This is a genomic window from Leifsonia williamsii (assembly GCF_030433685.1).
Classification (GTDB): Bacteria; Actinomycetota; Actinomycetes; order Actinomycetales; family Microbacteriaceae; genus Leifsonia; species Leifsonia williamsii.
This window is the reverse complement of sequence record NZ_JAROCF010000001.1, coordinates 1,451,753-1,469,554: the sequence shown is the minus strand read 5'-3', so window position 1 is coordinate 1,469,554 and position 17,802 is coordinate 1,451,753. Positions and strand designations below refer to the sequence as shown.

General features: G+C 72.8%; 18 protein-coding genes. 11 read left to right on the top strand and 7 right to left on the bottom strand.

All coding sequences use genetic code 11. The features are described 5' to 3' along the window. Positions 1–59: 59 nt before the first annotated feature. Complete coding sequence (locus P5G50_RS06940; protein WP_301212629.1) at positions 60–665, bottom strand: TetR/AcrR family transcriptional regulator; 606 nt, start codon at positions 663–665, stop codon at positions 60–62. Between the two features lie 96 nt (positions 666–761). On the opposite strand from P5G50_RS06940, the gene P5G50_RS06935 reads away from it, so the two are divergent. Next, positions 762–1,685, top strand: coding sequence for an AvrD family protein (locus P5G50_RS06935; protein ID WP_301212628.1), 924 nt, complete (start codon positions 762–764; stop codon positions 1,683–1,685). Positions 1,686–1,874: 189 nt separating this feature from the next. Here P5G50_RS06935 and P5G50_RS06930 read toward each other — a convergent pair whose 3' ends face one another. The 3 genes from P5G50_RS06930 to P5G50_RS06920 are packed head-to-tail and all read right to left on the bottom strand — an operon-like array spanning position 1,875 to position 3,147. Further along, positions 1,875–2,045: a hypothetical protein gene (locus tag P5G50_RS06930; RefSeq protein WP_301212627.1), complete on the bottom strand. Its 171-nt coding sequence runs from the start codon at positions 2,043–2,045 to the stop codon at positions 1,875–1,877. After that, complete coding sequence (locus tag P5G50_RS06925; RefSeq protein ID WP_301230577.1) at positions 2,017–2,169, bottom strand: hypothetical protein; 153 nt, start codon at positions 2,167–2,169, stop codon at positions 2,017–2,019. Before P5G50_RS06925 ends, P5G50_RS06930 begins: the two co-directional genes overlap by 29 nt. Before the next feature lie 18 nt (positions 2,170–2,187). Continuing rightward, on the bottom strand, positions 2,188–3,147 hold the full coding sequence (locus tag P5G50_RS06920) for a PrsW family intramembrane metalloprotease (protein ID WP_301212626.1): 960 nt from the start codon (positions 3,145–3,147) through the stop codon (positions 2,188–2,190). Positions 3,148–3,227: 80 nt separating this feature from the next. On the opposite strand from P5G50_RS06920, the gene P5G50_RS06915 reads away from it, so the two are divergent. From P5G50_RS06915 to P5G50_RS06905, 3 genes are all read left to right on the top strand, one after another. Next, positions 3,228–4,169, top strand: coding sequence for a class I SAM-dependent methyltransferase (locus P5G50_RS06915; protein ID WP_301212625.1), 942 nt, complete (start codon positions 3,228–3,230; stop codon positions 4,167–4,169). A gap of 15 nt (positions 4,170–4,184) precedes the next feature. Next, positions 4,185–5,183 (top strand): class I mannose-6-phosphate isomerase, encoded by a 999-nt coding sequence (locus tag P5G50_RS06910; RefSeq protein WP_301212624.1) that lies wholly within the window; start codon positions 4,185–4,187, stop codon positions 5,181–5,183. A gap of 134 nt (positions 5,184–5,317) precedes the next feature. Continuing rightward, positions 5,318–7,096 carry a glycoside hydrolase family 15 protein gene (locus P5G50_RS06905; RefSeq protein WP_301212623.1) on the top strand — a complete coding sequence of 593 codons (1,779 nt, stop codon included), beginning with the start codon at positions 5,318–5,320 and terminating at the stop codon, positions 7,094–7,096. Between the two features lie 2 nt (positions 7,097–7,098). Here the strand turns inward: P5G50_RS06905 and P5G50_RS06900 are convergent, their stop codons facing one another. Together P5G50_RS06900 and P5G50_RS06895 are read right to left on the bottom strand one after the other, a co-directional pair. Continuing rightward, positions 7,099–7,845: an FAD:protein FMN transferase gene (locus P5G50_RS06900; protein WP_301212622.1), complete on the bottom strand. Its 747-nt coding sequence runs from the start codon at positions 7,843–7,845 to the stop codon at positions 7,099–7,101. Positions 7,846–7,934: 89 nt separating this feature from the next. After that, positions 7,935–9,302 carry a ferredoxin reductase family protein gene (locus P5G50_RS06895; RefSeq protein ID WP_301212621.1) on the bottom strand — a complete coding sequence of 456 codons (1,368 nt, stop codon included), beginning with the start codon at positions 9,300–9,302 and terminating at the stop codon, positions 7,935–7,937. 196 nt (positions 9,303–9,498) lie between these two features. On the opposite strand from P5G50_RS06895, the gene P5G50_RS06890 reads away from it, so the two are divergent. The 3 genes from P5G50_RS06890 to P5G50_RS06880 all read left to right on the top strand — a co-directional run bounded on the left by P5G50_RS06890 (position 9,499) and on the right by P5G50_RS06880 (position 11,394). Further along, complete coding sequence (locus P5G50_RS06890; protein WP_301212620.1) at positions 9,499–10,056, top strand: GIY-YIG nuclease family protein; 558 nt, start codon at positions 9,499–9,501, stop codon at positions 10,054–10,056. Positions 10,057–10,177: 121 nt separating this feature from the next. Next, entirely contained in the window at positions 10,178–10,582 is a 405-nt protein-coding gene (locus tag P5G50_RS06885; RefSeq protein WP_301212619.1) for a hypothetical protein, read from the top strand. Next, positions 10,579–11,394, top strand: coding sequence for a CPBP family intramembrane glutamic endopeptidase (locus P5G50_RS06880; RefSeq protein WP_301212618.1), 816 nt, complete (start codon positions 10,579–10,581; stop codon positions 11,392–11,394). The genes P5G50_RS06885 and P5G50_RS06880 overlap by 4 nt, the downstream gene beginning before the upstream one ends. Positions 11,395–11,508: 114 nt before the next feature. Here P5G50_RS06880 and P5G50_RS06875 read toward each other — a convergent pair whose 3' ends face one another. Next, the gene (locus P5G50_RS06875) at positions 11,509–13,248 is read right to left on the bottom strand and encodes an MFS transporter (protein ID WP_301230575.1); all 1,740 of its coding nucleotides are present in this window, start codon (positions 13,246–13,248) and stop codon (positions 11,509–11,511) included. 175 nt (positions 13,249–13,423) lie between these two features. Between P5G50_RS06875 and P5G50_RS06870 the strand changes: the two genes are divergently transcribed. The 4 genes from P5G50_RS06870 (at position 13,424) to P5G50_RS06855 (ending at position 17,757) form a co-directional block, all read left to right on the top strand. Beyond that, on the top strand, positions 13,424–13,999 hold the full coding sequence (locus P5G50_RS06870; RefSeq protein ID WP_301210634.1) for a TetR/AcrR family transcriptional regulator: 576 nt from the start codon (positions 13,424–13,426) through the stop codon (positions 13,997–13,999). 22 nt (positions 14,000–14,021) lie between these two features. After that, positions 14,022–15,749 (top strand): cation:proton antiporter, encoded by a 1,728-nt coding sequence (locus tag P5G50_RS06865; RefSeq protein ID WP_301210632.1) that lies wholly within the window; start codon positions 14,022–14,024, stop codon positions 15,747–15,749. An 83-nt stretch (positions 15,750–15,832) separates the two neighbouring features. Further along, positions 15,833–16,264, top strand: coding sequence for a Fur family transcriptional regulator (locus P5G50_RS06860; protein ID WP_301210631.1), 432 nt, complete (start codon positions 15,833–15,835; stop codon positions 16,262–16,264). After that, the gene (locus P5G50_RS06855) at positions 16,261–17,757 is read left to right on the top strand and encodes a catalase (RefSeq protein ID WP_301210630.1); all 1,497 of its coding nucleotides are present in this window, start codon (positions 16,261–16,263) and stop codon (positions 17,755–17,757) included. Before P5G50_RS06860 ends, P5G50_RS06855 begins: the two co-directional genes overlap by 4 nt. Positions 17,758–17,802: the final 45 nt, after the last annotated feature.

Genomic DNA, 17,802 nt, shown 5'->3' with positions numbered 1-17,802 from the left:
GGGCGACCACCGACAGCGGCCGAGGAAGAGGCGCCCAAGAAGCAGACCGACTGGTATGTTCACTCCATGTCCGTCGTGGTCGCCGCCCGCTCCGCCACCGCCACGGCGAGCACCTTCCACATGCGGCTGATGTCGTCGGGGAGGGTGGCGAGCCGGCCGAGCTCCTGGGCGATCATGTACGCGCCGAAGAAGGTGTGCACGGCCACGGTGGCGATCTCGCGGGCGTCGTCGTCGCTCGACGGCCGCTCCCCCAGCGCCTGACGGACGAACATCGCGATGAGCCCCACCCATCTGTCGTACGGGTTGTCGTCGACGGGCGGCGGCAGGACGGTCTGGCTCAGCTTCATCGCGGCGCGCACGTGCACGTCGCTGGCGAAGACCGTGCCGACGCGCTGGGTGATCTCCTCGGCCGCGGCCAAACCGGTGAGGCCGGAGCCGGTCACCTCGGCGACGATGACGGGCCAGTTGCCATACTTCTCCTCGACCAGCGCGCGGGCGATGGCGAGCTTCGACGGGAAGTGGAAGTACACCGCGCCCTTGGTGGCCCCGGTGCGCTCGATGATGCGGTCGAGCCGGGCGCCCTCGTATCCGTGCGCGTCGAACTCGACGGCCGCGGCGTCGAGGATCGCAAGCCGCGTGCGCTCGGCTCGTTCCTGTCTCGGCATGCGAAGGTGGCCCGTTCCCTCTTTCGTCGGTGCAACGACCATAGCGCCTGCCGCCGTGCGCGTCTCGGGGGCGATGCCGATCCTCCTGGTGCGCGTGTGAGCACGGGCGACGCCTTCGAGACGGAGCTGGGGCCGGTGGCGCAGCGCTACTTCGGCGCCGGGTACCGGCGGTCGACGATCGCGCTCGACACGGTGGAGGTGGAGCACGTGGAGTCGGGGCGCGCGGAAGCAGGGGCGACCGTGGTGCGGGCGACCGCCTCCCTCCTCCACTGGCACCGGAGCGGCGCGCCGCGGATCGCGCATGTCGGCACCGTCGACGCCATCAGGATCGCCGCGACCGTTGCCTCCGTCGCCGTGATCGCCGCGGGACGCGCGCCGGCGGGCCGCGAATGCGAGCTGCTGGCCGTTGCGGTGCGAGCCGGGGCGGCGCCCGACCCGGGAACGGGCGGGGTGCGCGTGGAGGCGTGGCTGCGGGAGCCGGGTGACGACGCCGGCGACCGCCACCCGGTGGTGTGCACGGTCGGCGCGCTCTCGGTCGAGGTGACGCTGGCGGGTGGCGCCGCCCCCGCGCTGCCGCGATCGCCGGCCGGACGCGTCGCCGTCGAGGAGGTGCTCGGCCCGCGCGAGGATCGGTACTTCGCCGAGGGGTTCCGCCGCCTGACGGTCACGGCGTCGTCCCTGTCGGCAGCCCCGGACGAGGCCTGGTGCACGTTCGCCGTCGAGCCTCCGGAGGCTCGGCCGGGCGTGATCGAGTGCCTGGTCGTGACGTCGCAGCTGGCGCAGGTGGCGCTGTACCGGGCGGCGGGCGTACGGAGGGAGGCGACCGGGAATCTCTGGATGCGCCGCTGCTCCTTCACGTCGGCTCCGGGCGGCGTGCGCGACGGGGTGGCGGGGCTCCGCGTCGCGAAGTTCACGCGGTTCCAGCGCAGCGGCGTGGACCAGGTGAGCGCCTCGGTCGCGGTGGCGGCCTTCCCGGGCTGGCGGGGCACGGCGACGCTCGCGTTCCAGGTGCTCGGCTAGAGCGGATCGCGGAGCGGGGCCGAGGCGGCGGACGCGCTGGACGTCCGCCGCCGGCCTGGCATCACGGTGCGGACCGCCCGGAGACGGACCGCGTCCCCCGATTCCCCCGTTGTGGATGCCGTAGACAGTCTAGTCCAGAACATACGCACTTCCCCGTTTTTTTCTGCCCGATTCCTCGACGGCGGACGATCACGTCGCCGCGCCGCCGGGCAGGAGCAGGATCTTCCCGTGCCGCCGCCCCGGCACGCCGGCGGCGACATAGAACTCGTGCGACGGGATCACGGGCGTGCGGTCGACGCCGTTCGACTCCCAGGTCTCCGGCCAGGTGAGCTCAGGAGCGGTGATGGCCGCGGCCTCCACCGCGACCAGCAGCTCCCCGGCCCCGGCTGCGGACGCGGCGCCCGCTCCACCACCAGTTGCTCGGGCCGCCCCGCTCGTGCGCGCGGAAGGCGACCATGCCCGTTCCCGTGTCGTCGGCGTCCATCCCTGCTCCCTTCCGGGGTCAAGGCCGCACCATGCGCTCCGCCCGGCGGTAGTGCCGCAGCACCAGCCACAGCGTGAGCAGCCCCGCCGCGGAGATGACGAGCAGGCCCACGACGTAGAAGAGGGTCGAGAGGGCGCGGACCGCGTCGGCCGTGCCCGGCTCCAGGAAGCCGTTCTGCAGCTGCACCAGCGCCTGGCCGTTGAACAGCAGGGCGAGCACGGAGGCGATGTCGGACGACGAGTCCCAGGCCGCGTGCAGCAGCGCGACGCCGACGAATGTGAGCAGGATCCACGGCGACCAGCGGAACCGCTCGCGGCCGGTCGCGACACCGAACAGCACCGCGCCGAGCACGGCCGTCCACAGTACGTGCCCGACCGGCGCGAGTACCGCGCGCAGCACCTCCGTCTGCAGCAGCGAGCCCAGATCGATGCCCTGGGAGGTGATGGCCGCGTTGAAGGCGTACCCCGCCGACTCGAACGCGGCGAAGCCCGCACCGATGGTGGCGCCGAGGAGCGCTCCCTGCGCCGCCGTCTTGGGCACGACGCGCCAGCCGACGATGACGAGGAGCAGGCCCTTCACGAACTCCTCGATCAGCCCGACGAGGCCGTAGACCCAGAAGCTCTCGTGGAGGTCCGCCTCCAGCAGCGACGCGCCGAGCACGCCGAAGATGCCCCCGACGAAGAAGGCCAGCACGAGCTGAAGCGTGCTGATCGAGCCCGTCACCCGCTCGATGACGAACAGGACGACGCAGAACGGCACCAGGAAGCTGCCGAGGAGGATGAGCGTCGGCACCAGGTTCGTGTTGCCGGTGAAGGCGGTGACGACGATCGTCAACACCCACAGCGCCGCGCCCGCGAGCAGCGTCTTCCACCACCAGCCGTGATGGTGGTGGTGATGCGGGCGGCCGTCGGACGAGACGGCGAAGCCGGGTGCCGCGGCGTCGGGAGGAAGGGCGGGGCCGGGCGGCGGTGTGGTCATGACGGACTCCTCATCCCGTACGCGGATCGTGATCGGGAGGATACCGCGGGCGGCCTCCGACCCTCGCTACGCTGACCCGCATGGATGTCGTCGTGTGGCTCCTCGATTCCGATCCGGCGCTGCGCTGGCAGGTGCTCCGCGACCTCACGGATGCGGACGCCGCGACGGTCGCCGCCGAGCGGGCCCGCGTCGCGACCGAGGGCTGGGGAGCGCAGCTGCTCGCCCTGCAGGACGCCGACGGGCGCTGGGACGGCGGTACGTACCGGCCGGGCTGGGCGCAAGAGGATCGGCCGTTCTTCGACGCCTGGACGGCGACGCACTTCTCGCTGCAGCAGCTGGTCGACTTCGGCATCGATGCGGAGGCTCCGGAGGTGCGTGAAGCCGTCGCACGCGTCCGCGAGAACGTGCGCTGGGAGCACGACGACGAGCCCTACTTCGACGGCGAGGTCGAGCCCTGCATCAACGGCGTCGCGCTCGTCGTCACGGCGTACCTCGGGGAGGACGGCACGCGCATCGCCGACACGCTCGCCTCCACCCGGCTCCCCGACGGCGCCTGGAACTGCTACGCCGAGTACGGCGCCCGCGTCTCGTCCTTCCACTCGACGATCTGCTCGGTGGAGGGGCTGGCCGCCTGGGACCGCACCGGACGCGCGACCGACGAGCACCGGGAGGCGCTGCGGACGGGTGAGGAGTACCTCCTGGAGCGGAGCGTCTTCCGCCGCCGCTCGACCGGCGCCGTCGCCGACCCGCGGATGACGATGCTCTCGTACCCGGTGCGCTGGTTCCACGACGTGCTCCGCGGGCTCGACCATTTCCGGGAGCGCGACCTCCGCGACCCGCGGCTGGCCGACGCCGTCGAGCTGCTGCGGTCGAAGGCCGACGCCGACGGCCGCTGGGCTCTCGAGAACGTGCACGAGGGTCCGACGCTGCTCGACTTCGACGAGCGGGAGGGGTGGCCCAGCCGCTGGGTCACCTGGCGGGCGCTGCGCGTGCTGCGGTGGTGGGACGGTGAGCGGGCGTGAACTAGCCTGCTGTCCATGCCGATGACGACGCCCCTCCCGCTCGGGCCCAACCAGCCCGCTGACCGGCCGTACCGGGGAGGCGCCGGCATCGCACGCTTCCGCGGGGTGCCGCAGCCCGGGCCGGCCACGCCGGAGGACTTCGTCGGCTCCACGACCGAGCTGTTCGGCGGCGGCGCCGGGCTCACGGTGCTGCCCGACGGTCGTACGCTGCGTGACGCTGTGGCCGACGATCCGGTCGCGTGGCTGGGTGAGGAGCACGTGCGCCGGTACGGCTCCGACACCATGCTGCTGGTCAAGCTGCTCGACACCGCCGAGCGGCTGTTCGTGCACCTCCACCCCGACGATGCGTTCGCCGCGCGGCACCTGGCGAGCCCGCACGGCAAGACGGAGGCCTGGGCGATCATCGACGCCGCGCCGGACGCGTACGCGACGCTCGGCTTCCGTCGCGAGGTGCCGCTCGCCGAGCTGCAGCGCTGGTGGGAGACCCAGGATGCGGAGGCCATGCTCGACGCGATGAACCGCGTCCCGCTCGCCGCCGGCGACACCCTCCTCGTCCCCGCCGGGCTGATGCACGCCATCGGGCCGGGCGTGACGCTGGTCGAGCTGCAGCAGCCGACCGACCTGTCCCTGCTGCTCGAGCGGCGGGCCCTCGGTGAGCGGGAGGCGCTGCTCGGTCTCGACCTGGCGACGGCCGCCGGTGCGCTGAACCGCGGCGTGACCGACCTCGACGCGCTCGACGCGTTGCGCGGAGGGGGCGAAGGCGACTCGCTGTTCCCGGCCGCCGCGGACGCGTTCTTCCGGGCGGACCGCGTGCGCGGCGGCGCGCAGGAGCTCGAGCCGGGCTTCTCGGTGCTGGTCGTGGTCGACGGCGAGGGGATGCTCGATGCCGGCGCGGCCTCCGCCTCCCCCGGTCTCCCGCTGCACCGCGGAATGACCGTGCTGACCGCCCACGCGGACGGCCCGCTCACCGTGACCGGCGACCTCCACGCCATCCGCTGCCGCCCGCCGCGCTGAGCCACCGCCCACGGTTCCCCGCCGAGTCGCGACATCTGCTCGCTTCTCGGCGTGCGAACCCGCCATGACTCACGACTCGGCCACCGGATCCAGGGGGTTGATCGCGCCGGGCCGCCCTGGTTGCGTGGCCGCTGATGGACAGCGCACGCATCGAGGAGCACGCGGCCCTCGGCGACGGCCGGACGGTCGCCCTCATCGACACGGAGGGCACCGTCGACTGGATGCCGGTCCCCGACCTCGACTCGCTCCCGGTCTTCGCCGCGCTGGTCGACGCCGAGCTGGGCGGGCGCATCGTGCTGCGGCCCGTCACCGCGTTCGAGACCGAGCGCCGCTACCTGCCCGGCACCAATGTGCTCGAGACGACGTTCACGACCGAGAAGGGCGTGGTGCGGGTGACCGACGCGCTCGTCACCGGCGTGGCCGGCCGCCTCCCCTGGCTCGAGCTCGCCCGCCGCATCGAGGGTGTCAGCGGGACGGTCGTGATGGAGTGGGCGGTCGAGCCCGGCACGATGCTCGGCACGGCGGCGCCCTGGGCCGAGCGCATCGACGGCGTGCGCGTGCTGCGGGCCGACGCCGTCACACTCGCCATCGCGGGGCTCGACGACGCGGTCGGCGGCGACGGCGGGGAGGACGACGCCCCGCGGTTCGGCGGCCGCATCCGGATCGGCGAAGGCAGCCGCCGCACGCTCACCGTCGTCGCCACCCAGGACGGGCCGCTCCACATCCCCGACGCAGGCAACGTCGACATCGGGATCGACCGCACGATCGGCAACTGGGAGCACTGGTCGCGCACCTTCTCGTACGAGGGGCCGTGGCCGGAGCAAGTGCACCGGTCCGCGCTCGCACTGAAGCTGCTGCTGTTCGCGCCGACCGGGGCCATCGCGGCGGCGGCGACCACCTCCCTCCCCGAGACCGGTTCCGGCAGCAAGAACTGGGACTACCGCTACGCCTGGGTCCGCGACACCGCCTACGCCCTGCGCGCGCTCTCGCGCTTCGGGCTGCGGGAGGAGACCCACGCCTCCATCTCCTGGCTGCTGCGGGCGGTGAAGGGCGACGTCTCGCAGTTGCGCGTGCTCTACGGGCTGCACGACGCCTCCCGGGCCGAACCGGTGGTGCGGGAGGCGCCCGGCTACCAGGGCATCGGGCCGGTCGTCACCGGCAACCGGGCGGCCGACCAGCTGCAGCTCGGCGTCTTCGGCGACCTGCTCAGCGTGGCGGTCGCCTACGCGCGCGAGGGGAACGTGCTCGACATCCCCACCCGGCGGCTGCTCTGCGACGTCGCCGACCGGGTGTGCGACGTGTGGAGGATGCCCGACTCGGGGATGTGGGAGCTGACCGAGCTGCGCCACCACACCTCCTCCAAGATGGGCTGCTGGCAGGCGCTGCAGGCGGCGCTCGAGCTGGTGGAGCTCGGTCAGATCGACGGCAACCCGGCACGCTGGAGGCGGGAGGCGGAGGTCATCCACGCGTGGGTGGACGAGCGCTGCTGGTCGGATCGCCTCGGCAGTTACACGATGGTCGCCGGCGCCGAGGACCTCGACACCTCGGTGCTGCTCCACGCGCCGAGCGGCTTCGACCGCGGCGAGCGCATGCGCTCCACGATCACGGCGCTGCGGCGCGAGCTGGGCGGAGGGGACGGACCGCTGCTGCACCGCTTCACCGGTGCGCGCGCCGAGGGCGAGCGGCCGTTCACGGCCTGCTCGTTCTGGCTGGTGGCGGCGCTCGCCTGCGTCGGAGAGCTGGAGGAGGCGAGCACCCTCATGGACGACCTGTGCGACCGCGCGAACGACGTCGGCCTGTACGCCGAGATGTTCGATGTCGACGGGTCGTTCTGGGGCAACTTCCCGCAGGCGCTGTCGCACCTGGGGCTGATCGACGCGGCGCTGACCATCGACGAGCTGCGGCGGAGCTGAGCTCAGCGCGCCAGCGGCAGGTCCCCGGCGGCGAGCAGCCTCCCGTCGGCCGTGAGCGCGAGCACCCCGCGGGCGCCGTGGCCGGTGGCCCAGGCGACGCCGGCCTCCCCCAGCGCGAAGACGGCGGTCGCCAGCACGTCCGCGGTGGTCAGGTCGCCGGCGAACACGGTGGCGCTGGCGAGCTCGTGGGCGGGAGCGCCCGTCCGGCCGTCGCGGATGTGCTCGCCGCGCTCGTAGGCGCCCGAGGTGGCGACCGCCGCCTCCGCGACGGTGAGCACGGCCAGCATGCGGTCGGGATGCCGCGGCGAGCGCACGCCGACGTTCCACCCGGGTGAGCCGTCGGGGGCGGCACCGACGACGACGTCCCCGCCCGCATTGAGGCAGAAGGTGCGGAGGCCGTGGGCCCGCAGCACGCGCGCCGCCCGCTCGGCCGCCCATCCCTTCACCACCCCGTCTGTGTCGAAGCCGCCGCCGGGCAGTCGCACGTCGAACGCGCCTCCCGTCGCCTCCCGCATCCGCTCGCCGATGGCCAGCACCTCGCGCACGTCCGCGCTGCCGTCGCCCGGCGCGAGCTCGCGGCGGTCGAGGGCGCTCAGCTCGCTGTCCGGCCGGTGCCTGCTGAACCGGCGGTCCGCGGCATGGAGGCTCGCGAAGGCGGCCGCGACCGCTTCGGCGACCTGCGCCTGCGGCAGGTCGTCGCGCACGTCGATCGACATCGGGATGCCCATCACCGTCTCGACCGTGGTCATGTCCGCCTCCCGTCGGGAGGCCAGGATCGCGCGGCAACCTCGGCGCCACCTATGGGCGCGCTCTGATCATGCTCAGGACGAGCCGTGCGTCAGGACATGCTGAGCGTCTCGCGGTGGATGAAGCGGCGCGGCATCCCGAGCGCCAGGAGCGAGCCCTCGACGGCACGCATCATCCCCTCCGGCCCGCAGAGGAACGCCTCCCACTCGTGCGGTCGCGGCAGCACCGACGCCAGCATCGCCGGTGACAGCGGATCCCAGCCGAGGTCGGACCGGCGGCCGACGAGGGGGAGGACGGTGAGCCCCGGCAGCCTCCGAAGCTCGCCGAGCAGGGCCAGCCGCCCGCTCGACTGCGCCCGGTAGAGCAGCACCGGTTCGAGCCCGCGACGGACGAGCTCCTCCGCGATCACGCGCAGGGGGCCGATGCCCGCTCCCCCGGCGATCAGCACGACGCGCGGCCGGCTCACCCGGTCGGCGGTGAAGCGGCCGTACGGGCCCTCGACCACGGCGTAGGTGCCCTTGGTCAGCTCCTTCACCCGGCTGGAGTGGTCGCCGGAGGCGCCGACCGTGATGCGCAGGAGGCCGTCGTCGGGCATCCGCGACACCGAGTAGGGGTGCGCCGTCAGCAGGTGCCCGCGGGCCAGGAACCGCACGAGCAGGAAGTTGCCCGCCTCCACCCCGAGCCGGTGCGCGCGGGGCCCGCTGAACCAGATCGACACGATGCCGTCGCCCTCCGGCACGACCGCCACGACCCGCAGCCGGTGCCGCCAGGCCCGCAGGGTCGGCACGACGAACCGCCAGATCACGAGGGCGGCCGCCGTCGCCACGTACAGAGCGATCCAGGCGGCGCGGTTCCAGTCGTTGGCGATGAAGTGCGTCCCCGCGCTGAGCTCGTGCAGGAAGGTCAGGTAGACGGCGAGGTAGGAGGTGAGGTGCAGCAGCCACCACGCCTCGTACGAGAGCAGCCGACGCAGCCGGCGCACCGCGCTGACGCCGATGGCGAGGAAGAGCAGGGTGCCGATCAGGGCGGTGACCATGTCGGGGAACGACGTGAGCACGGTGACGAACGCATCCCACGGCACCGAGCCGTCGAGGAACATCGTGCCGACGACCTTGCAGGTGACGTGGATGCCGACGAAGGTCAGCACGGCCGTCCCCAGCCACCGGTGCCACGCCACGAGCCGGTCGAGCCCGACGGCACGCTCGAACCAGGGGACGCGGGCCACGAGCAGCAGCTGTGGGCAGGTGAGGTAGCCGGCGGAGATACCGGTCAGCTCCCCGACCGCGCGCGCGAGCTCGGACGGCGGCGGCACCGGGCCGTCCGGCAGCTCGAGCGACCACATCACGACCGCCAGCACGTAACCCGCGGCGATGAGCACACGCAGCCCGACGGCGTCGAGGCGGGGGCGCGCGCGGGTGGTGCGCGGGAGCGGGCGTGCGGGTTCGGCGAGCGTGGTCATGGGTCCTCGGTCGGGAGGGGCGGGACGGGAGGAGGTGGGAGGGATCGGGGCACCCCTCCCGCTTTCCATTACGACGCATGGATCGACGGCCGCGGGCCGGTTGCGTGCCCGTTCGGCGACTGTCCGTGGCCGACGCCGCAACACTGCGTGCTCGCAGCATGCGCCCGGTGTCCGTGGCCCGCGCTAGCCTCGCTGCGTGTCATCAGCCGCACCGCAGGGCGCCTGCGCCCTCTGCGACGCCCCGCAGCACCCCGGGGCGCCGCTCGCACTGTGCCTGAACCATCTGCTGGAGGCGCACGAGTGGGTCGAGGACGCGTACGGCGTGACCGACGTGCTGCCGTCGCCGTGCGCGTTCTGCGGCTCGCGGCTGGGCGTGCGGTATCCGTCGGGGTGGCTCTGCGCGGTCTGCGAGTGGAGGGTCGGCGAGCCTCCCCCGCCCGGCCCTGCCGCCTCCCGCGTCGACGTCGTCTACTACCTGCGCTACCGGGACCGCATCAAGATCGGGACGACGGCCAACCCCGCGCAGCGGTTCTCGGCCCTTCCGCACGACGAGGTGCTCGCCTTCGAGCGCGGCGACCGCACGCTCGAGCAGCGCCGGCACGCCGCGTTCGCGACGCTCCGCATACCCGGCACCGAGTGGTTCGAGACCGACGAGCGGCTGCTGACGCACGTCGCCGCTCTGCGCGACGGGCATCCCGACCCGTGGGCGCTGCTCGCGCGGTGGCGCAGCGAGGAGGCGGCCCGGGCGGTGTGAGCACGGGCTCGGCGGTACGGCTGACACGCCATCGCCTGACGCCGCGGGCCGGGCGTCCGATAGGCAATGCGTGGACAGCTCTGTCCACCCGCCGCACCGTCCCGACCACTGGAGGAACCACGTGTCCATCTCCGCAACCACCGCCCGGCCCACCGTCGTCACCGCCGCCTTCTGGCTCTGGATCGCCAGCGCCGCGATCGGCCTGATCGGTTTCGCGGTCTCGTTCCCGTCCGTCGTCGCCGCGACGCAGTCGCTCAGCGGCCCCATGGCCGGCGGCGCGATGGTCGGTTCCGTCGCGGGCGCGATCATCGGCGCCGCGATCCGCGTCGTCTTCGCCATCTTCCTGCTGCGCGGCGCCAACTGGGCCCGCATCGTGCTGACCGTGCTCGGCGCGATCATCGTGCTCAGCCTGCTGGTGTCGATCATCACCGGCAACGTGCTCGCGATCCTCGAGCTGCTCGCCGTCGTCGCGGCTGTGGTGCTGCAGTGGCTGTCGTCGGCCAAGCCGTTCTTCCGCCGCGCATGAGCTCGCCCACCTCGCCGGCCCCTGCCGCTCCGGCCGCGGCGCCCGCCTCGGCGGCCGCGCCCTATGCCCCCGACCCGCGGGTGCGCTGGGGCGCGCCCGCGGGCCTCGTGGCGATCCTGGCCGTCGCCGCGATCTTCGCTGCCCTGCTCGGCATCCTCTCCCTCACGCACCTGGACCCGGACTGGGCCGACCTGCTCGCCTGGGTCATCGGCTACGGCGCGGTGCTCGTGGCCGTGCTCGTCGTCACGCGGACGCGCGGCACCGGCTCGCTCGTGGCCGACTACGGCCTCCGCTTCCGCTGGTACGACATCCTGGTCGGCATCGGCAGCGGGATGGCGCTGCTCGTCGTGACCGCGCCGCTCACGGTCCTCGTCGAGGGGCTGTTCGGCGCCAAGCCGGTCTCGAACGACGTCGCCGCCGGCGACGACGGCTGGTGGCTGCTGATCAACGGCTTCATCGCGGTGGCGATCGTGGCGCCGTTCTTCGAGGAGCTGATCTTCCGCGGGCTGCTGCTGCGCGGCATCCGCAACAGCATCCTGCGCGGAGCAGCCGGCGAGCCGACCCGTGGCCGCCGTGCCACCGCCGCGATCCTGGCGGTGGGGCTCAGCGCGCTGCTGTTCGCCGCCGCCCACCTGCGCGAGGGGATCGGCAGCCCGGTCACGATGGTGACCCTCGGCCTGACGACGCTGTGCCTCGGCATCGTCAACGGCGTCTACGCCGCGAAGCTCGGCCGCCTCGGACCGGGCATCGTCACGCACATGACGTTCAACCTGATCGCGGCGACCTTCGCGACCCTGAACGCGCACGCCTAGCCCTCCCCTCCCCCCACCGCCGAGTACGCGCGAAGTACGGCAGAAACCGCCGAGTACGCAGAGATTCTGCGTACTCGGCGGTTTCGCGTCGGGGCCGGGTCGGGAGTGGCGGGGTCAGGCGGCCCGGGTGGGGCGGGCCGGGGCGAGGTCCGCCTCGACGGCGGCGACCAGGCGCGCCATCTCCTCGGCCTCGGCGCGCTCGGCGGCGAGCGTGGCCATGTCGGCCGCCTCGGCGCGGAGGGTCGCTGCCGCCGCCCGGAGCGCCGTCGCATCCTCCGCCGCGACCGCCTCCGCACGCTGCGCGGCCACGTCGGTCAGCTCGGCGGCATCCGCCAGGGCGGTGGCCTCGGCGAGGTCGGCCGGCACGGCGCGGAGCTCGGCAGGCTCCGCGGGAGCGAGCGGCGCGGTCCGCGCGTCGGCGTCGAGCCGGGCCAGCCCGGCCAGCGCGGCGAGCTCGGCGTCCTGCGCCTCGCGCCGGCGCCGGGCGCGGAGCACCACGGCGGCCGCCACGGTCACCAGGCCCGCGCCCGCGGCGAGCACGCCGGCGGTCGCGAAGCCCTCGGTGTAACCCGCCTCGGCGGGGAGGCCGTCGCCGGCGATCGTGCCGGTCACCAGCGCGGTCATCACGGCCGCGCCGATCGCCGAGCCGACCGTGCGGAGGTTGGCGTTCATCCCGCTCGCCACGCCGGTCTGCGTGGCGGGCACGCTCTGCACCACGACGCTCGTGATCGCCGCGTAGATGAGACCGAGTCCGAGGCCGAAGACGCCGGAGGCGATGGCCACGGCCGCGAGCGAGCCGTGCAGGAACGCGAGCGACAGGCTCGCCGCCGCCATGAGGGCCGCCGCGGCGACGATCTGCGACCGGAAGCCCATCCAGCGGGCCAGCGGTCCGCTGACGAAGCCGGTCACGGCCATGGTGACCAGCATCGGCAGCATGAGCATGCCGGAGCCGGCGACGGTGGCGCCGAGCCCGTACCCGGTCTCGACCGGCGTCTGCACGAAGCGCGGGAAGAACGAGAACACCGCGAACATGGAGGCGCCGATGAAGACGGCGGCCGCGTTCATGCTCCACACCCCCGGCTCGCGCATCAGGCGCATGTCGACCAGCGGGTGGCTCGAGCGCAGCTCCACCACGATCCACGCGGCGAGCAGCACGGCGGCCGCGGCGAAGAGCCCGACGACCTGCGGCGACGACCAACCCCACTGCGCGCCGGTGCTCAGCGGCAGCAGGAGCGCGATCAGCCAGCCGGAGAGCAGGAGGGCCGCCCACGGGTTGACGCCGCCGGTCGCGCGCTCGGGCGACTCGGGGACGACGATGAGGGTGAGCACCGCACCGGCCACGGTCAGCGCGACCGGAACGAGAAAGAGCCCGCGCCAGCTGAGCGCGTCGGCGAGCGGTCCGGCGAGGACCGTGCCGAGCCCGCTGCCGATGGCGATGATCGAGGCGATCGCGCCGATCGCCGACGGGAGGCGCCGCGCAGGGAACTCGTCGCGGATGATGCCGAAGGCGAGCGGGAACATCGCCCCGCCGATGCCCTGGACGACGCGGCCGGCGATCAGCCAGCCGATGGTCGGCGAGACGGCGGCGATCACGCTGCCGAGCGCGACGGCGAGCAGCGCGAGCACGAAGACCCGGCGCTTGCCGACGATGTCGCCGACGCGGCCGAGGAGCGGGGTGGCGACCGCGGCGGCGATCAGCCACGCCGTCATCGTCCAGGTGACGCCGGCGGTCGTGGTGCCGAGGTCGGACTGGATGACGGGGAGGACGGGGACGACGAGGGACTGGAGGGTGGCGAAGGAGGCGACGCTGAGGGCCAGGACGGCGAAGGTGGCGCCAGGACGGGATCGAGACATGTCGGTGATGTTTTCCGTTTCTCGAGGGGATGCCGGCCCCGGTGAGCCCGGGACGGGCGTACAATTGGAGGGAGGCTCCGTTCGGAGGCTGCCTCCGGTTACGATGAAGACATTACCGGAGGGTGCCTCCGCTTCGCAACCCCCGAATTCCTCGACCTCCCGAAAGGACACAGCAGTGACCGGCACCGACACCGCGACCCGCGCCGGCATCGTCCGCCCGCAGCGCGCGGACGCCCGTCGCAACTTCGACGCGCTCCTGGGCGCGGCGCGCGAGTGCTTCGCCGAGGCGGGCACCGGCGCCTCCCTCGAGGAGATCGCCCGCAACGCCGGCGTCGGCATCGGCACGCTGTACCGCAACTTCCCCACCAAGGACGCCCTCGTGGAGGCGGTCTACGTCGACGAGGTCGACGCCGTCGTGCACGCGGCCGAGAACGCCGCCTCCCTCGACCCGTGGGTCGGCTTCGAGGCCTGGCTGCGCCGGTTCGTGAGCTACATCGGCACGAAGCACGCCCTCCTCGACGGGCTCAACAAGGACTCCGCCGTGATGCTGACCTGCCGCACCTCGCTCTACGAGGCCGGCGAGCCGCTGCTGCGCCGGGCCCAGGAGGCCGGGGAGGTGCGGGCGGACGCCACCATCGGCGACGTGATCCGCATGGTCTCCGGCATCGCCGGCGTCGCGTTCGACGACGACGAGCAGCGCGACCGCGTCATCGCGATGGCCATCGACGGACTGCGCGCCCGCCGACCCTGAACGTTCTCATACGATTGGACATATGGAGCTCGGGGTATACGCCGTCATCGCGGTAGCGGTGATCGTCGGCGTGGCCGCGTTCGCCCGCAAGCTCGGCGTCGCGGCGCCCATCATCCTCGTGATCGTCGGCGTCACCCTGTCGGTGCTGCCCGGCGTGCCCGACATCGAGGTGCCGCCCGAGATCATCCTCGACGGTCTGCTGCCCCCGATCCTCTACGCGGCGGCGATCAGCGTGCCGCTGACCGACTTCCGGCGCAACCTGGCCCCCATCGCCGGCCTCTCGATCGTGCTCGTGATCATCACGGCCTTCGCCTCCGGCTTCATCCTCTACACGCTCCTCCCCGATCTGAACCTCGCGGCGGCCATCGCCCTCGGCGCGATCATCAGCCCGCCCGATGCGGTCGCCGCGACCTCCATCGGGCGCCGGCTCGGCCTCCCGCCGCGGCTGCTCACCGTGCTGGAGGGAGAGGGCCTGGTCAACGACGCGACCGCCCTGGTGCTGCTGCGCACCGCCCTCGCCGCCGCGGTCGGCTCGCTCAGCACGCCGTTCGCCGGCGTCGTCGACTTCATCACGGCGGTCATCCTCGCCCTCGTCATCGGGCTCGTCGTCGGCTTCGTCTCGGTGTGGGTGCGCTCCAAGCTCAACGACCCGGTGCTCGACACGGCGCTCTCGGTCGTCGTGCCGTTCGCGGCCTTCGCACCGACGGAGGCGCTGCACGGGTCGGGCGTCCTCGCCGTGGTCATCACGGGGCTCTACACCGGGCACGCGGCACCCCGTGCCTTCAGCGCCCAGGCGAGGATCAGCGACGCGATCAACTGGCGCACGATCCAGTTCCTGCTCGAGAACGGCGTGTTCCTGCTGATCGGCCTGGAGCTCCGCACCCTCGTCAAGGACGTCGACCACCCCGAGGTGCTCAGCGTGTGGGACTCGATCCTGCTGGGACTGATCGCGATGCTGTCGCTCGTGATCATCCGCTACCTGCTGATCTTCCCCCTCATCTACTCGCTCCGAAGACGCGCGGAGCGGGCGGAGAGATCGGTGCTGCGCGAGTGGCTGATGATCCAGTACTTCCGCGACCATCCGGTGAGGTACCGCTGGCAGTCGCTGCGCAAGCAGCGGGCCGAGCAGCGCTACCTCCGCCACCGCAACGACCTGGAGGAGTTTCGCCAGGAGGCCATCGACTGGAAGGGCGCCGTCGTGCTCGGCTGGTCCGGGATGCGCGGCGTGGTCACGCTCGCCGCCGCCCAGTCGCTGCCCACCGACATCCCCTACCGGCCGCAGCTGATCCTGATCGCGTTCACCGTCGCCTTCGTGAGCCTGGTGCTGCAGGGAGGGACACTGCCCTGGCTGATCCGCGCGCTCGGCCTGCAGGGCGTCGACGTCAAGGAGGACCGCCGCCTCCTCGCCCAGCTCCTCGACGACATCAGCGAGGCGGGGATCCGCGTGCTCGACGACCCGGAGGGCGCAGCGGGCACGACCGCCCCGGTAGACCCCGAGGTGGTGGAGCGGGTGCGGCAGACGTCCTTCCTGCGCGCCGAGTCGGCCTGGGAGCGCATCCGCCTGGCGGAGGAGCCCCCGGAGTCGAGGCCCCACCACGTCTTCCGCGCGCTGCGCTTGGCGGTCGTCAACGCCGAACGCGACCGCCTCCTGGAGGAACGCGCCCGCGGCTCGTACCCGTCGCGCATCCTCACCGAGGCCCAGGCCATGCTCGACCTGGAGGAGACCCGCCTCCGTTCGCGCGCCCGCTGACGATCGGGCACGGCGGAGCGCGCCACGCCCGAATGCATGCATTGTTTTGAGTTATTCAAAACAACCACGATAGTGTCGGGGGTATGGACACGGCACAGCTCGAGGGCGCTCTGCGCGACTCCGGCCTCCGCGTCACCCAGGGCCGCCTGGCGGTCCTCGACGCGCTGACCGGACTGCCGCACGCGGACGCCGAGTCGGTTTACCGCGCGGTGCTGCCGGCCCTCCCCGGCACGTCGATCCAGAACGTGCACAACGTGCTGGGCGACCTCACCACCGCCGGGCTGCTGCGCCGCATCGAGCCGGCCGGCTCCCCGGCCCGGTACGAGCGGCGCACCGGCGACAACCACCACCACATCGTCTGCACCTCGTGCGGCGCGGTGGGAGACGTCGACTGCGTGGTCGGCCACGCGCCCTGCCTGCATCCCTCGGACGCAGGCGGATTCGCGGTGGCAACGGCCGAGGTGACCTTCTGGGGTCTGTGCCCGTCCTGCCAGAGAGAACGAGGAGAAGAATGACGAACGAGTTCACCACCACCCAGACCGGCACCCCGGTCGCCAGCGACGCGCACTCGCTGACCTCCGGCCGGGACGGCGCCACGGCCCTCCACGACCGCTACCTGGTCGAGAAGCTCGCGCAGTTCAACCGCGAGCGCATCCCGGAGCGGATCGTGCACGCGAAGGGCGGCGGTGCGTTCGGCGAGTTCGTGGTCATCGGCGACGTGTCCGCGTACACCCGCGCGGCCCTGTTCCAGCCCGCGACCACCACCCGCACGCTCGTGCGCTTCTCCTCGGTGGCCGGCGAGCAGGGCTCCCCCGACACCTGGCGCGACGTCCGCGGCTTCTCGGTGAAGTTCTACACGACCGAGGGCAACTACGACATCGTGGGCAACAACACGCCCGTCTTCTTCATCCGCGACGGCATCAAGTTCCCCGACTTCATCCACTCGCAGAAGCGCCTCCCGGGCTCCGGCCTGCGCGACGCCGACATGCAGTGGGACTTCTGGACCCTCTCGCCCGAGTCGGCGCACCAGGTGACCTACCTGATGGGCGACCGCGGCCTCCCCCGCTCCTGGCGGACCATGCCCGGCTACGGCTCGCACACCTACCAGTGGATCAACGCGGCCGGCGAGCGGTTCTGGGTGAAGTACCACTTCCACGCGCTGCAGGGCAACGAGGAGATGCATGGCGCCGAGGCGGAGAGGATCGCCGGCGAGGACGCGGACTACTACCGCCGCGACCTGTACGAGGCGATCGACCGCGGCGACTTCCCTGCCTGGAAGGTGTCGGTGCAGGTCATGCCGTACGAGGACGCCAAGACGTACCGGTTCAACCCGTTCGACCTGACCAAGGTGTGGCCGCACGCGGACTACCCGCTGATCGAGGTCGGCACGATGACCCTGAACGAGAACCCGGAGAACTTCTTCGCGCAGATCGAGCAGGCCGCCTTCTCGCCGGCCAACACCGTCCCCGGCATCGACATCAGCCCGGACAAGATGCTGATGGCGCGGGTCTTCTCCTACCCCGACGCGCAGCGCTACCGCGTCGGCACCAACTACAACCAGCTCCCTGTGAACGCGCCGGTCGCCCCGGTGCACAACTACTCGCAGGACGGCGCCGCCCGCCACGGCTTCAACCCGGCCGGCACGCCGGTCTACGCGCCGAACTCGTTCGGCGGCCCGGCCGCGCAGCCGGAGCTCGCCGGAACCGGATCGTGGGAGTCGGACGGGGAGCTGACCCGCGCCGCAGCGACCCTGCATGCCGAGGACGACGACTTCGGCCAGGCCGGCACGCTGTACCGCGAGGTGTACGACGAGGCGGCGAAGGCCCGCTTCCTCGACACGATCGCGGGCGCGGTCGGCGGCGTGAAGCGCGAGGACATCCGCGAGCGCGCCATCCAGTACTGGACAAACGTCGATGCCGAGCTGGGCCGGAAGCTGCGCGAGCGGCTCGCCGCGGGCGCTCCCGCCGACGCCGACGAGGCCGCCGAGTACGTGGGCGTCGGCGAGTAACCGCACCCGCCACGCCGCCGAAGGGCGTCTGGTGGTCGCTATTCC